At 67.6% G+C, this 13,806-nt stretch carries 9 protein-coding genes; 6 read left to right on the top strand and 3 right to left on the bottom strand.

Annotation, left to right across the window (positions count from 1 at the left end):
* Positions 1–707: 707 nt before the first annotated feature.
* On the bottom strand, positions 708–3,737 hold the full coding sequence (locus BMZ43_RS02360) for a D-2-hydroxyglutarate dehydrogenase YdiJ (RefSeq protein ID WP_093250954.1): 3,030 nt from the start codon (positions 3,735–3,737) through the stop codon (positions 708–710).
* A 151-nt stretch (positions 3,738–3,888) separates the two neighbouring features.
* Here BMZ43_RS02360 and BMZ43_RS02355 point away from each other — a divergent pair, with 151 nt between their 5' ends.
* On the top strand, positions 3,889–4,794 hold the full coding sequence (locus tag BMZ43_RS02355) for a LysR substrate-binding domain-containing protein (protein ID WP_093249518.1): 906 nt from the start codon (positions 3,889–3,891) through the stop codon (positions 4,792–4,794).
* Positions 4,791–5,498, top strand: a complete 708-nt coding sequence (locus tag BMZ43_RS02350) for a GntR family transcriptional regulator (RefSeq protein WP_093249516.1) — start codon at positions 4,791–4,793, stop codon at positions 5,496–5,498. Before BMZ43_RS02355 ends, BMZ43_RS02350 begins: the two co-directional genes overlap by 4 nt.
* Positions 5,499–5,560: 62 nt before the next feature.
* Here BMZ43_RS02350 and BMZ43_RS02345 read toward each other — a convergent pair whose 3' ends face one another.
* Both BMZ43_RS02345 and BMZ43_RS02340 read right to left on the bottom strand, forming a co-directional pair.
* The gene (locus BMZ43_RS02345) at positions 5,561–6,514 is read right to left on the bottom strand and encodes a PDR/VanB family oxidoreductase (RefSeq protein ID WP_093249513.1); all 954 of its coding nucleotides are present in this window, start codon (positions 6,512–6,514) and stop codon (positions 5,561–5,563) included.
* Between the two features lie 9 nt (positions 6,515–6,523).
* Entirely contained in the window at positions 6,524–7,582 is a 1,059-nt protein-coding gene (locus tag BMZ43_RS02340; protein WP_093249508.1) for an aromatic ring-hydroxylating dioxygenase subunit alpha, read from the bottom strand.
* 388 nt (positions 7,583–7,970) lie between these two features.
* On the opposite strand from BMZ43_RS02340, the gene BMZ43_RS02335 reads away from it, so the two are divergent.
* The 4 genes from BMZ43_RS02335 to BMZ43_RS02320 all read left to right on the top strand — a co-directional run bounded on the left by BMZ43_RS02335 (position 7,971) and on the right by BMZ43_RS02320 (position 13,688).
* On the top strand, positions 7,971–9,314 hold the full coding sequence (locus BMZ43_RS02335; RefSeq protein ID WP_093249503.1) for an MFS transporter: 1,344 nt from the start codon (positions 7,971–7,973) through the stop codon (positions 9,312–9,314).
* Positions 9,315–9,420: 106 nt separating this feature from the next.
* On the top strand, positions 9,421–10,251 hold the full coding sequence (locus BMZ43_RS02330) for a p-hydroxycinnamoyl CoA hydratase/lyase (RefSeq protein WP_058792502.1): 831 nt from the start codon (positions 9,421–9,423) through the stop codon (positions 10,249–10,251).
* A 40-nt stretch (positions 10,252–10,291) separates the two neighbouring features.
* The gene (locus BMZ43_RS02325; protein ID WP_064307984.1) at positions 10,292–11,740 is read left to right on the top strand and encodes an aldehyde dehydrogenase; all 1,449 of its coding nucleotides are present in this window, start codon (positions 10,292–10,294) and stop codon (positions 11,738–11,740) included.
* 79 nt (positions 11,741–11,819) lie between these two features.
* Positions 11,820–13,688 carry a feruloyl-CoA synthase gene (locus tag BMZ43_RS02320; RefSeq protein WP_064307985.1) on the top strand — a complete coding sequence of 623 codons (1,869 nt, stop codon included), beginning with the start codon at positions 11,820–11,822 and terminating at the stop codon, positions 13,686–13,688.
* Positions 13,689–13,806: the final 118 nt, after the last annotated feature.

Raw genomic sequence — 13,806 nt, 5'->3', positions numbered from 1 at the left:
AGAGCGGCCCTAGTGGCCGCTTTTTCGTTTGGGCGCGATTTTTTCTGGTCGTGTCCTCTGGTGTCTTCCTTCCTTTCCTAGCGCTCCGGTCGAGCGATCTGCCAGCAGGCGGGTCGAGCGTGTGTGTAGATGCGTGTAAAACGCCGTGCGGTTTTCCACCCTGCGGCTGTTGTTGGGCTTCGATGATGAAGCCGTCTCAGCCCAACCTACGAAAGGGGTCGCCCTTGTAGGTTGGGCTGAGCGCAGCGAAGCCCAACACTGCCCAGGGCTGAACTCCGGCTGTTGGGCTTCGACGATGGAGCTGTCTCAGCCCAACCTACGGCAGGAGTGCGTCCTTGTAGGTTGGGTTGAGCACAGCGAAGCCCAACACTGCCCCGGGCCGAGCTTCGGCTGTTGGGCTTCGACGATGGAGCTGTCTCATCCCAACCTATGGCAGGAGTGCGTCCTTGTAGGTTGGGCTGAGCGCAGCGAAGCCCAACATTGCCCAAGGTCGGGCGCCGGCTGTTGGGCTTCGACGATGAAGCTGTCTCAGCCCAACCTACGGCAGGAGTGCGTCCTTGTAGGTTGGGCTGAGCGCAGCGAAGCCCAACACTGCCCCGGGCCGAGCTTCGGTTGTTGGGCTTCGACGATGGAGCTGTCTCCACCCAACCTACGACAGGGGGCGTCCGTGTAGGTTGGGTTGAGCGCAGCGAAGCCCAACAAGGCGGTCAGCCCCTTACCGCATCCAGTACCGCTTCCAACGGATGACGCAGGCGGCGGTCGTCGAGGCGCTTGACCTGGCTGCGGCAGGAGTAGCCGGTGGCCAGGGCTTCGCCCTGTTCCGCCGGTACCGCCAGGGCGCGGGCCCAGGACTGGTCGTAGATCACCTTGGAGGTCGCCAGGTTGCGCGCCTCGTGGCCGTAGGTGCCGGACATCCCGCAGCAGCCGGTGCTTTCCGGCTTGAGGCCCAGACCCAGGCGTTCGAACACCTGCTGCCACTGGCTGACGCTCGCCGGGGCATTGGTCTTTTCGGTGCAATGGCCGAGCAGGCGATAGACCTTGTCACCGACCACCTGCTTCTCTTTCGGCAGCACCTGCAGCAGCCACTCCTGGGGCAGCAGCACCTCGGGCATCCGGGCGATGCCGGGGACCTTGGGGTATTCCTGGCGATAGACCAGGGTCATGGCTGGATCCAGGCCCACCAGCCTGACGCCGAAGCCAGCCAGGCTGGCGAGTCCTGCCGCGTTGCGTCGCGCCGTGCGCTCGAAGGCGCCGAGGAAGCCCTGCACCTGCAGCGGCTTGCCGTTGGCGCGATAGGGCGCGAGGAACACTCGCTGGCCGAGCCGCGCGGCCAGTTCGAGAAAGGCTGCGGTGAGCGGCGTCTCGAAGTAGCGGGTGAAGGCGTCCTGCACCAGCACGATGGTCCTGGCGCGTTCTTCCTCGCTCAGGGCCAGCAGCCGCTCGGGGGTGGCGATCTGTACCTGCCATCGATGCATGACCGGCACCAGGTCGAAACGGCTGAGCAGGGGGCTGTCGACCATGCCGATGCGCTCGGCGAACAGCCGCTGGATGGGTGTGGCGCCCATGACGGCGTTGTAGAGACCGGGGGCGCGGGCGAACGCCGGCAGGCTGAATTCCAGCGAACCGATCAGGTAGTCGCGCAGAGGGCGCAGGTAGCGACGGTGATAGAGTTCCAGAAAGCGCGAACGGAATTCCGGCACATTGACCTTGATCGGGCACTGGCCTGCGCAGGACTTGCAGGCCAGGCAGCCGGCCATGGCGTCGTAGACCTCGTGGGAGAAATCTGCCTCGGCCTGGCGGCCGTTGCGCCAGCGCTGGGGCAGAGCCTTGAGCCAGTTCAGGGCGCCACGCGGGGCCGGAGCCAGGACATCGATGCCGGCCTGGCCTTGCAGGCGCAGCCATTCGCGGATCAGGGAGGCACGGCCTTTCGGCGAGTGAATGCGCTGGCGGGTAGCCTTCCAGGACGGGCACATGGCGTCGTCGGGATCGTAGTTGTAGCAGGCGCCGTTGCCATTGCAGTGCATGGCGGTGCCGTAGCTCTGCCAGACGCGCTCGTCGAGGGTGCGGTCCAGTTCGCCCCTGAGGGTCACGCCATCGACCTTGAGCAGCTCGGCGCCACTGGCGAGGGGCGTAGCGATCTTGCCCGGATTGAGCTGGTTGTGCGGATCGAAGGCACCCTTGAGCGCCTGCAGCGCGGGATAGAGGTCGCCAAAGAACGCTGGCGCATATTCCGAGCGCACGCCCTTGCCGTGTTCGCCCCAGAGCAGTCCGCCGTATTTCTGCGTCAGTGCGGCCACCTGATCGGAGATCGGCCGCACCAGCGCCGCCTGGCGCGGATCCTTGAGGTCCAGCGCCGGGCGCACGTGCAGCACCCCGGCGTCGACGTGGCCGAACATGCCGTATTGCAGGTTGTGGCCGTCGAGCAGGGCGCGAAATTCGGCGATGAAGTCGGCCAGGCGCTCCGGCGGCACCGCGGTGTCCTCGACGAAGGGCTGCGGGCGGATCTCACCCTGGACATTGCCCAGGAGCCCCACGGCGCGCTTGCGCATGGTGTAGACGCGGGTCACGGCATTGCGGCCGATGGCTAGGGTGTGACCGAGGCGCTCGACAGTGGGGTCCTGGCGCAGGTGCTCCAGAAAGCCCTGGACGCGGGTGTCCACTGCCTCGGGATCATCGCCGCTGAATTCCACCAGGTTGATGCCCAGGGTGGGGCGCTCCACATCCTCGGGAAAGTATTCCGCCACGCTGTGCCAAACGATGTCCTGCATGGCCAGCAGCAGTACCTTGGAATCCACCGTCTCGATGGACAGCGGCTTGAGTTCGATCAAGGCGCGGGCGTCGCGCAGGGCGTCCATGAAGCTGCCATAGCGGACGTTGACCAGCACCGAGTACTTGGGAATCGGCAGGACATTGAGCTTGGCTTCGGCGATGAAGGCCAGGGAGCCTTCGGCGCCGCAGAGCACGCTGTTGAGGTTGAACCGGCCATCCGGCTCGACCAGGTGCGCCAGGTCATAGCCGGTCAGGCAGCGGTTGAGCTTGGGAAAGCGCGCCTCGATCAGTTCGGCTTGATTCTCGGCGATGTCCCGCGCGCAGCGGTAAACCGCGCCGGTGCGGTCCTGGCGGGCGCAAAGGGCGTCCAGCTCGGCGCTGTCCACCGGGCGACTCTGCAGGCGTTCCCCACCGATCAGGTAGGCGTCCAGTTCCAGTACGTGGTTACGGGTCTTGCCGTAGGTCACGCTGCCCTGGCCGCTGGCATCGGTGTTGATCATGCCGCCGAGGGTGGCGCGGTTGGAGGTGGACAGCTCCGGGGCGAAGAACAGCCCGTGGGGCCTGAGCGCCGCGTTGAGCTGGTCCTTGACCACCCCGGCCTGTACCCGTACCCAGCCCTCTGCGGCGTTGATCTCCAGGATCCGGTTCAGGTGGCGGGAAAGGTCGACCACGATACCGTCGGTGAGCGACTGGCCATTGGTGCCGGTGCCGCCGCCGCGCGGGGTGAGGACCACGCCCTGGAAGCGCGACTCGCCCATCAGTTGGGCCAAGCGCTGGACGTCGGCGCTGTCCTTGGGAAAGACCGCGGCCTGGGGCAGGCGCTGGTAGATGGAGTTGTCGGTGGCCATGACCGTACGGCTGGCATGGTCCGGTGCGATCTCACCCTGGAAGCCGCTGGCGGCGAGGGCGCTGAGGAAGTCGGTGTAGGCGGCGGCGAGGGGCGCCGGGGCCGGCAGGCGGGCGATCATGTTCATCAGGCGGGCTCTCTGGCGGCGGATGGCCGTCTCCTTCAGCGAACGAAGGAATGGCATCGACCTTTTCTGGCTATAGTAGGCATTCTCACCACAGCGCGCCGGGGCCACAACCGAAGATTCCGCCGCCTATGCCGGAAGATCCTGAATGAATCACCGTCGCCTGACGCCCTCCATGTCACTGCTGCTGGCCTTCGAGGCGGCGGCGCGCCATGAGAGCTATACCCGGGCGGCCGAGGAGCTGTCGCTGACCCAGAGCGCCGTCGGCCGCCAGGTGCAGGCCCTGGAGCAGTTGCTGGGATTGACGCTGTTTCGCCGCGAGGGGCGGCAGATCGTGCTCACCGATGTAGGCCGAGCCTACAGTCGCGAGCTGGGCCTGGCCCTCGGGCAGATCCGCAGCGCGACCCTGCAGGCCATGGCCTTCGCCTCCGGCCAGGGCACCCTACGCCTGGCGGTGCTGCCGACCTTTGGTTCCAAGTGGCTCCTGCCGCGTCTGGGCGACTTCTATGCCGCCCACCCCGGCATGCTGGTGCACCTGCATTCGCGCATCCAGACGGTGGACTTCGCTGCCAGCGAGATCGATGCCGCCATCAGCGTCGGCAGCGGCGACTGGCCGGGGCTCTGTGCCCATCCGCTGCAAGCCGAGCACCTGGTGGTGATCGCCAGCCCGGCGACCCTGGCGGAATTGCCGGACGCCACGCCGGCCACCCTGGCCGGCCAGCTGCTGCTCGGCGTAGCCAACAATCCCCAGGCCTGGGGCGAGTGGTTCCGGCATCACGAGCTGCCGCATCGGGCGATGCGACCGGGGCCGAGTTTCGAGCTGACCTCGCACCTGATCCAGGCGGTGCGCGCCGGCATCGGCATCGGCCTGGTGCCGCGGGTGCTGGTGGAAGACGAACTGGCCCAAGGCGAGTTGCTGGCCTGCGGACCGGCGCTGGTCAGTCGCCGCAGCTATTACCTGGTCTATCCGCCACGCAACGAGGGACTGCCGTCGCTGCAGGCCATTCGGCAGTGGCTGCTGGCCGAGATCAATGAAGGAGAGGGACAGCCATGAGCAAGCCGGGACAGCGGGTACTGGCGGCGCTGCGGCAGATGATCCTGTCCGGCGAACTGGGCGCGGGTGAACGCCTGGCAGAGATTCCCACCGCCGAGCGCTTCGCCGTGTCGCGCATGCCGGTGCGCCTGGCCTTGCGTACCCTGGCCGAGGAAGGCCTGCTGGAGCGCAGCGGTGCCCGCGGCTATCAGGTGCGGGCGCTGACCGGTGCCGATCTGGAGGGCGCGGTGGAGGTGCGCGGGGTGCTGGAAGGCCTGGCTGCGCGCCAGGCGGCCGAGCGCGGCCTGGACGCTACGACGCGCGCCAGGCTGGAAGACTGCCTGCGCCGAGGCGATCTGCTGTTCGCCAAGGGTCACGTGCTGCTGGAGGATCTGGAGGAGTACCACGATCTCAACCGGGCCTTTCACCAGGCCATCGTCGCGGCCAGCGGCAATCCGGCCATCGGCTTGGCCCTGGGCCGCCACGAGCATCTGCCCTTCGCCTCGGTAAGCGCCCTGGCGGTGGATGCCGAGGATCTCGAGCGCGAATACCGCCGCTTCAACTTCGCCCATCTGCAGCACCATGCGGTCTTCGATGCCCTGGTGCGCGGCCAGGGGGCGCGTGCCGAGGGCATCATGCGCGAGCATGCCCAGGCGACCCTGGGCTATGCGCGGTGGTTCGGTGGGGAAGAGGGCGAGGCGGGGGCGATGAAGGTGCTGGTGTAGGGCGGGCCCTCACCCCGGCCCTCTCCCAAGGGGAGAGGGGGAGGTAGGGCGGGCTCGGGTCATCAGAGGTCCAGTACCAGGCGCTCGCCCTTGGCGCGGGAGCAGCAGGGGGTGAAGCGGTCGTTGGCGGCGTGCTCGGCTTCGGAAAGAAAGAGGTCGCGGTGCTCGGGTTCGCCGGCCAGCACCGGGGTCAGGCAGGTGCCGCAGAGCCCCTGGCCGCAAGAGACCGGCAGGACGATCCCGAGGTCGGCAAGCACCTCGACCACGCTGCGCTCGGCCGGTACCTGCACGCGGCGACCGCTGCGCGCCAGTTCCACCTCGAAAGGGCGTTGCTCGCCCTGGGCCGCGGGATCGGCGGCGAAGTATTCGCGATGAATCTGGCCGGGTTGCCAACCCTGGGCCTGGGCGGCGTCCACCACGGCGGCCATGAAGCCGGCCGGTCCGCAGACATAGAGGTGGTCGTCCGGCGCCGCCGGGCCGAGCAGGTGCTGGAAGTTGGGTCTCAGCGCCGGATCGTGCTGGTCGAAGTGGACCCTGACCTGGTCGGCATAGGGCCGCGCCTTGAGCCAGGGGATGAAGGCGGCGTGGTCGCGATCCCGCACCAGGTAGCGCAGGCTGAAACGTGCACCCTGCTGATAGAGCTGCTCGGCCATGGCCAGGATCGGGGTGATGCCGATTCCGCCGGCCAGCAGCTGGGTGCGGCGGGCACTCGGTACCAGTGCGAAGAGGTTGCGCGGCTCGCTCACCTGCAGGCGATCACCTACCTGCAGCCGATGCATGGCTTGGGAGCCGCCGCGGGAATCGGCGACGAGCAGCACGGCGATGCGATAGCGGGTCGGGGCGGGCTCGGGTGCGGTGCAGAGCGAATAGTGGCGGACCAGTCCGTCGCCCAGGGTGATCTCCAGGTGAGCGCCGGCGGCGAAGCCGGGCAGCGGGCCGCCGTCGGCGCGGGCCAGGTCGAAGACCAGGATGGTCGGGGCTTCACGTTGCACGGCGGTGACGATCAGATCGAGCATGACTGTCTCCTAGGCGATCTGCCGGACCGGGATGCCGGTGGCGGCCTGTTCGGCGGCCAGCAGGCGGTCGATGATCTGCCGCGACTGCACGCCGCCGGCATCGATATTGAGCTTGAGCAGCCCGCGCTCGGGATAGCGCAAGAGGTTCTGCTGCTGGCGTTCGAGCATCTCCAGGTCTTCGCCGAAGATCTTGCCCTGGCCCTCGCGGATGCTGGCGGTGAGCTCGGCGTCCTCCGCCTTGAAGTTGCGTGCCATGCCCCAGAAGTACCAGATGGAGGTCTCGGTCTCGGGAGTGATGAAGTCCACCACCACGCTGGCGGCCTTGACCGTCGCCGGCGCGTCGTAGCCACCATGGCCGGCATGGGCCACGCCCACCTCGATCATCACGTGGCTGGGCGGAGTGAAGCGGCAGATCTGCCAGCGATCCACTGGGACGTCATCGGCCAGGCCATTGCCACGTAGCGCCATGCGCCAGAAGGGTGGGGCGGAGATGTTTTCCATGTGCCGGCTGGTGATGACCTCGTCGCCTTCGACGCGGGTGGCCGGCGGCGCCTCGTCGATCTCCTTCTGGCCGATGCTGGAGGCATGGACGTAGGTCTCGTGGGTGAGATCCATGAGGTTGTCGATCATCAGCCGGTAGTCGCACTGGATATGGTAGAGACCGCCGCCATAGGCCCAATCGGGGCTTTCGGCCCATTCCAGATAGGGAATCAGGGCCGGATCGGCCTTGGCCTGGTCACCTGGCCAGACCCAGATGAAGCCGTGCCGCTCCACGGCGGCATAGGGGCGTACCGCGGGAAAGACGCCGACCCGCTGGCCTGGCATGCCCAGGGTCTTGCCGCCGCAGCCCATCTCCAGGCCGTGATAGCCGCAGACCAGGGTGCCGTCGCGGACGAAGCCCAGGGACAGCGGCGCGCCACGGTGCGGGCAGAAGTCTTCCAGGGCCACCACCTGGCCGTTGGCATCGCGATAGAAGACCAGAGGTTCGCCGCAGATCTGGCGCCCCAGGGGGTTGTCTTGGACTTCGTCGGGGGTGCAGGCGACGTACCAGGCATTCTTCGGGTACATGATCGGGACCTCTTGTTGTTGTCTATTGGATCCAATAATCGATTGAGGCCATCTAGGGTGTCAATGCGGCTAGTAGATAGCCAAGAGCGATTGCTGCTCGATAATCGCCCAGTAAATACCCGTCGCTTAGAGCCAATCTGGTACCGAATGGCCTTGATTGAATGGGTTTTCCAGTGTTGAAGCGGCTGGTGACACCGCCACGGGTGGGACTCGGATAGGCCGAGGCATCTTGTGAATTGGATCCATATTTGCCAGCTTAAGCAGGCTGAGATTCCAACAACAAGAACCCAAGGATGCTCGCCATGTCAGTACCCGTCGCCGTCTTTCCGTCCACGCCCGGGCGCGGCACCTGTCGCCGCCGTCACCTGCTCAGTGCGCGAGGTGGGCTATGACCGACCTGCGCGAGATCATCGACCAGAGCCCCATGCGCGGTTTCCAGTACCTGGCGGTGCTGGTCTGCATCCTGCTCAACATGATCGACGGCTTCGATGTGCTGGTGATGGCCTTCACCGCGGCCTCGGTATCCCGCGAGTGGGGGCTCTCCGGCGCCCAGGTGGGGCTGCTGCTCAGCGCCGGTCTGGTGGGCATGGCGGCCGGTTCGCTGCTGCTGGCGCCACTGGCCGATCGCTGGGGCCGCCGCTGGCTGATCCTGGTCTGCCTGCTGCTCTCGGGGCTCGGCATGCTGCTCTCGGCGTTGGCCGGCTCACCCCTGCAACTGGCGCTGCTGCGTGGCCTGACCGGATTGGGCGTGGGCGGGGTGCTGGCCAGCAGCAACGTGATCGCCAGCGAATACTCGGCGCGCCGCTGGCGAGGTCTGGCAGTCAGCCTGCAGGGCATGGGCTATGCCCTAGGCGCTACCCTGGGCGGGCTTCTGGCGGTCTGGCTGCTGTCGCACTGGGGCTGGCGCGTGGTCTTCTGTGCCGGCGGTCTCCTCACCCTGGGGGCCATCCCGCTGGTGCTCGTCGGTCTGCCCGAGTCCCTGGATTTCCTGCTCACGCGGCAGCCAGCCGGCGCCCTGGTGCGGGTCAATCGCCTGGCCAGGAGACTCGGCCAGCCCGAGCTCGCCGTGCTGCCGCCGCGGCTGGAAAACTCCACGGCGGGCGGTACTGTCGGCCGGCTGCTGGCGCCTGCCTTGCGGCGCACGACCCTGCTGGTGTGGACGCTGTTCTTCCTGGCCATGTTCGGCTTCTACTTCATCATGAGCTGGACGCCAAAGCTGCTCACCACCCTGGGACTGTCCGAGCAGCAGGGGGTTGCCGGTGGCGTCCTGCTGAGCGTGGGCGGCATCTTTGGCGCCGCCCTGGTGGGGCTGCTGTTCGCCCGCCTGCCACTGTCCCGGGCGCTGGGCGGCTTCATGCTGACCACCGCGCTGCTGCTGGTGATCTTCGCCCACCTGGGCAGTTCCTACCTGGGTGCCCTGGCCATGGGGCTGCTGATCGGACTGTTCGCCAATGGCTGCGTCGCCGGCCTCTATGCGCTGCCGGCGCTGGCCTATGCCGCCGAGGTGCGGGCCACCGGGGTGGGCTGGGGCATCGGCATCGGTCGCCTGGGCGCCATCCTCTCGCCGGTGGTGGCCGGGTTGCTGCTCGACCAGGGTTGGCCACCGCTGCGGCTGTATCTGGTCTTTGCCGGGGTGTTCGTCGCGGCGGGGATGCTGCTCCTGCTGACCCGGCCCGAGCAGCGGCATACCGCCACGGAGGTGAGTCGGCGGCAGGGCGAGGCGCTGGGCTAGCCGCTTTTGGCAAGGTCATCGTTTTTCCAAAAATAGTTAATTGACTTAACTAATTCCCTGGCGTAGCTTCGGCTCCATACCCACCCAACAACAAGAGGCACACGCCATGGGCAGTTACGACGGACGCTGGCAGACGGTCAAAGTGGACATCGAGGACGGTATCGCCTGGGTGACGCTCAATCGTCCCGAGAAACGCAACGCCATGAGTCCCACCCTCAACCGCGAGATGGTCGAGGTGCTGGAGACCCTGGAGCAGGACGCCAGCGCCGGCGTGCTGGTGCTGACCGGTGCCGGCGATGCCTGGACCGCGGGCATGGACCTCAAGGAATACTTCCGCGAGACCGATGCCGGCCCCGAGATCCTGCAGGAAAAGATTCGCCGCGAAGCCTCCCAGTGGCAGTGGAAGCTACTGCGCATGTACGCCAAGCCGACCATCGCCATGGTCAACGGCTGGTGCTTTGGCGGCGGCTTCAGCCCGCTGGTGGCCTGCGACCTGGCCATTACCGCCGACGAGGCCACCTTCGGCCTGTCCGAGATCAACTGGGGCATTCCCCCGGGCAACCTGGTGAGCAAGGCCCTGGCCGACACCGTGGGCCACCGCACCGCGCTCTACTATGTGATGACCGGCAAGACCTTCAGCGGTCCCGAGGCCGCGGCCATGGGCCTGGTCAACCAGAGCGTGCCACGTGACCAGTTGCGTGAGGTGACCACCGCCCTGGCGCGTGAGCTGCTGGACAAGAATCCGGTGGTGCTGCGTGCCGCCAAGGTCGGCTTCAAGCGCTGCCGCGAACTGACCTGGGAGCAGAACGAGGACTACCTCTATGCCAAGCTCGACCAGTCGCGGCTGCAGGATCCGGAGGGCGGTCGCGAGCAGGGCATGAAGCAGTTCCTCGACGACAAGAGCATCAAGCCTGGGCTGCAGACCTACAAGCGCTGAACCGCCACCGCCCAACCGTACAACAACAAGAGGTAGCGTCATGGTCGAGGTATCCCTGCTCATCGGCGGCGCCAGCCGCCCGGCCGGCGACGGTCGCAGCTATCAGCGTTGCCATCCGGTGACCGGCGCGGTGGTCTCCACCGTGGCCGCCGCCACCCTGGACGACGCCGACGCCGCGGTGGCCGCGGCCCAGGCCGCCTTTCCCGCCTGGGCCGCGCTACCGCCAGGCGAGCGCCGTCGCCGTTTGCTGGCTGCCGCCGATGGTCTGGCCGCGCGCAGTAGCGAATTCGTCGCCCTCGCCGGAGAGACCGGGGCCATGGCCAACTGGTACGGCTTCAATGTCCACCTGGCGGCCAACATGCTGCGCGAAGCGGCGGCCATGACCACCCAGATCCAGGGCGAGGTCATTCCTTCCGATGTGCCTGGCAGCTTCGCCATGGCGCTGCGCCAGCCCTGCGGCGTGGTGCTGGGCATCGCCCCCTGGAACGCCCCGGTGATCCTGGGCACCCGCGCCCTGGCCATGCCGCTGGCCTGCGGCAACACCGTGGTGCTCAAGGCCTCGGAGCAAAGCCCGGGCGTGCACCGGTTGATCGGCCAGGTGCTGCAGGATGCCGGCCTGGGCGACGGCGTGGTCAATGTCGTCACCAATGCTCCGGAAGATGCCCCGGCCATCGTCGAGCGGCTGATCGCCAACCCGGCGGTGCGGCGCGTCAACTTCACCGGGTCCACCCGGGTCGGTCGTATCGTCGGTGAGCTGTCGGCGCGCCATCTCAAGCCGGCTGTGCTGGAGCTGGGCGGCAAGGCACCGCTGCTGGTGCTGGAGGACGCCGATCTGGATGCCGCGGTCGCTGCGGCGGCCTTCGGTGCCTACTTCAACCAGGGGCAGATCTGCATGTCCACCGAGCGCCTGCTGGTGGACAGCCGCATCGCCGACGCCTTCGTCGAGCGCCTGGCGGCCAAGGTGCGCACCCTCAAGGCCGGTGATCCGAGTGCACCCGACTCCGTCCTCGGCTCCCTGATCGACGCCAGCGCCGGCACCCGCATCAAGGCCATGATCGACGACGCCGTGGGCAAGGGCGCGCGCCTGGTCTGCGGTGGCGAGCTGGAGGGCAGCATCCTGCAGCCGACGCTGCTGGATGGCGTCACCGCCGAGATGCAGCTCTATGCCGAGGAGTCCTTCGGTCCGGTGGCGGTGGTGATCCGTGCCGAGGGCGATGAGGCCCTGCTGCGCCTGGCCAACGATTCCGAATTCGGCCTCTCGTCGGCCATCTTCAGCCGCGACACCGCCCGTGCCCTGGCGCTGGCGCAGCGGGTGGAGAGCGGCATCTGCCACATCAACGGCCCCACGGTGCACGACGAGGCGCAGATGCCCTTCGGCGGCGTCAAGTCGAGCGGCTACGGCAGCTTCGGCTCGCGCGCTTCCATCGAGCACTTCACCCAGTTGCGCTGGGTGACGCTGCAGACGGGGCCGCGCCACTACCCGATCTGATCAGCGTCCGCCGTCCCTCGCTCCTGTCGCGACAACAATAAGAGGCGCCCTCGGGCGCCAGCCCAGAGGAGAATTCAAGGTGAGTCACGTCACGCACACCCGCGCGCCCGCCGATCAGCCGCTGCGCTATCGCCCGGTGACCCTGGGACAACCCGGCGTCACCGTGGAAGAGCGGGGTGGACTGCTCTACATGGCCTCCCAGGAAGCCCTGACGCCACCGCCGCCGCGACTGTTGGATCGGCTGCTGCACTGGGCCGCGGTGGCACCGAACCGCACCTTCTTCGCTGCCCGGGACACGGGCGGTGCCTGGCGCGAATTCTCCTATGCCGAGATGTTGCAACGGGTGCGCCAGCTGGCCGCCGCGCTGCTGGAGTTCGGCCTCTCCGCCGAGCGCCCGCTGGCGATCCTCTCCGGCAACGATCCCGAACACCTGCAATTGGCCATGGCGGCACTCTACGCCGGCATTCCCTTCTGCCCGGTGTCGCCCGGCTATGCACTGCTGTCCCAGGATCACGCCAAGCTGCGCCATGTCTGCGGCCTGCTGCAGCCGGGACTGGTGTTCGTCAGCGATGGCCCGGCCTTCCAGAAGGCGCTGGACGCCGTGCTGCCGGCCGACGTACCGGTGATCGCGGTTCGCGGTCAGGTACAGGGCCGTATCACCCTGGCCTTCGCGGCGCTGCTCGCTCGCGGTGAATTGGCCGCGGCCGAGCGCGCCTTCGCCGCGACCGGCCCGGACAGCATCGCCAAGTTCCTTTTCACTTCCGGCTCCACCAAGCTGCCCAAGGCGGTGACCACCACCCAGCGCATGCTCTGCGCCAACCAGCAGATGCTGTTGCAGACCTTTCCGGTGTTTGGCGAGGAGCCGCCGGTGCTGGTGGACTGGCTGCCCTGGAACCACACCTTTGGTGGCAGCCACAACCTGGGTATCGTGCTCTACAACGGCGGCACCTTCTATCTCGACGAAGGCAAGCCGACGCCCCAGGGCTTCGGCGAAACCCTGCGCAATCTGCGCGAGGTATCACCCACCGCCTATCTCACGGTGCCGCGCGGCTGGGAAGAGCTGGCCAATGCCCTGGAGCGCGATGCCGAGTTGCGCGAGCGCTTCTTTGCCCGCATGCGGCTGTTCTTCTTTGCCGCGGCGGGGCTGTCGCAAAGTGTCTGGGATCGCCTGGATCGTATCGCCGAGGCCCACTGCGGTGAGCGCATCCGCATGATGGCCGGCCTGGGCATGACCGAGGCCTCGCCCAGTTGCACCTTCACCACCGGCCCGCTGTCGGTGGCCGGCTACGTCGGGGTGCCGGCGCCGGGGTGCGAACTCAAGCTGGTGCCGGTGGACGGCAAGCTGGAAGGGCGTTTCCGCGGGCCGCACATCATGCCCGGTTACTGGCGCGATGCCACCCAGACCGCCGCCTGCTTCGACGAAGAAGGGTTCTACTGCTCGGGCGATGCCCTCAAGCTCGCCGACCCTGCCAATCCGCAACTGGGCCTGATGTTCGATGGCCGCATCGCCGAGGACTTCAAGCTGTCGTCCGGGGTGTTCGTCAGCGTCGGTCCCTTGCGCAACCGCGCGGTACTGGAGGGCACGCCGCTGGTGCAGGACGTGGTGGTGGCGGCGCCGGATCGCGAGTGTCTGGGACTGCTGGTCTTTCCACGCCTGGCGGACTGCCGGCAACTGGCCGGGCTGGACGAGACCGCCGATGCCGCCACGGTGCTGGCCAGCGCGCCGGTACGGGACTGGTTCGCCGCCTGGCTCAAGCGCCTCAATCGCGAGGCCTCGGGCAACGCCAGCCGCCTGGAATGGATCGCCTTGCAGGAAGAGCCGCCATCCGCCGACCGCGGCGAGATCACCGACAAGGGCTCGCTCAACCAGCGCAGCGTCCTGACCCATCGCGCGGAACGCCTGGAAGCCTGCTATCAGGGAACGGCGCCGCTGTTGATCAGGGCGTGACGATAGGTACCGGGGTCCCCCTCACCCCAGCCCTCTCCCCGAGGGAGAGGGGGCGTTCGGTGCAGGTTGGCTTTCCGTAGGTTGCGGCTGAGCACAGCGAAGCCCAACAGGGCGCTGC

This window comes from Pseudomonas sp. Snoq117.2 (assembly GCF_900110545.1).
GTDB classification, from domain to species: domain Bacteria; phylum Pseudomonadota; class Gammaproteobacteria; order Pseudomonadales; family Pseudomonadaceae; genus Chryseomonas; species Chryseomonas benzopyrenica.
Note: the sequence above shows the minus strand (reverse complement) of the source record. Positions and strands in the feature narration are given on the sequence as shown.

Excerpts from the sequence above, each read along its gene's own strand:
- BMZ43_RS02360 (WP_093250954.1), bottom strand. The coding sequence starts at position 3,737 with ATGATCGCCCGCCTGCCGGCCCCGGCGCCCCTCGCCGCCGCCTACACC.
- BMZ43_RS02335 (WP_093249503.1), top strand. The coding sequence starts at position 7,971 with ATGACCGACCTGCGCGAGATCATCGACCAGAGCCCCATGCGCGGTTTC.
- BMZ43_RS02330 (WP_058792502.1), top strand. The coding sequence starts at position 9,421 with ATGGGCAGTTACGACGGACGCTGGCAGACGGTCAAAGTGGACATCGAG.
- BMZ43_RS02345 (WP_093249513.1), bottom strand. The coding sequence starts at position 6,514 with ATGCTCGATCTGATCGTCACCGCCGTGCAACGTGAAGCCCCGACCATC.
- BMZ43_RS02355 (WP_093249518.1), top strand. The coding sequence starts at position 3,889 with ATGAATCACCGTCGCCTGACGCCCTCCATGTCACTGCTGCTGGCCTTC.
- BMZ43_RS02350 (WP_093249516.1), top strand. The coding sequence starts at position 4,791 with ATGAGCAAGCCGGGACAGCGGGTACTGGCGGCGCTGCGGCAGATGATC.
- BMZ43_RS02340 (WP_093249508.1), bottom strand. The coding sequence starts at position 7,582 with ATGTACCCGAAGAATGCCTGGTACGTCGCCTGCACCCCCGACGAAGTC.
- BMZ43_RS02325 (WP_064307984.1), top strand. The coding sequence starts at position 10,292 with ATGGTCGAGGTATCCCTGCTCATCGGCGGCGCCAGCCGCCCGGCCGGC.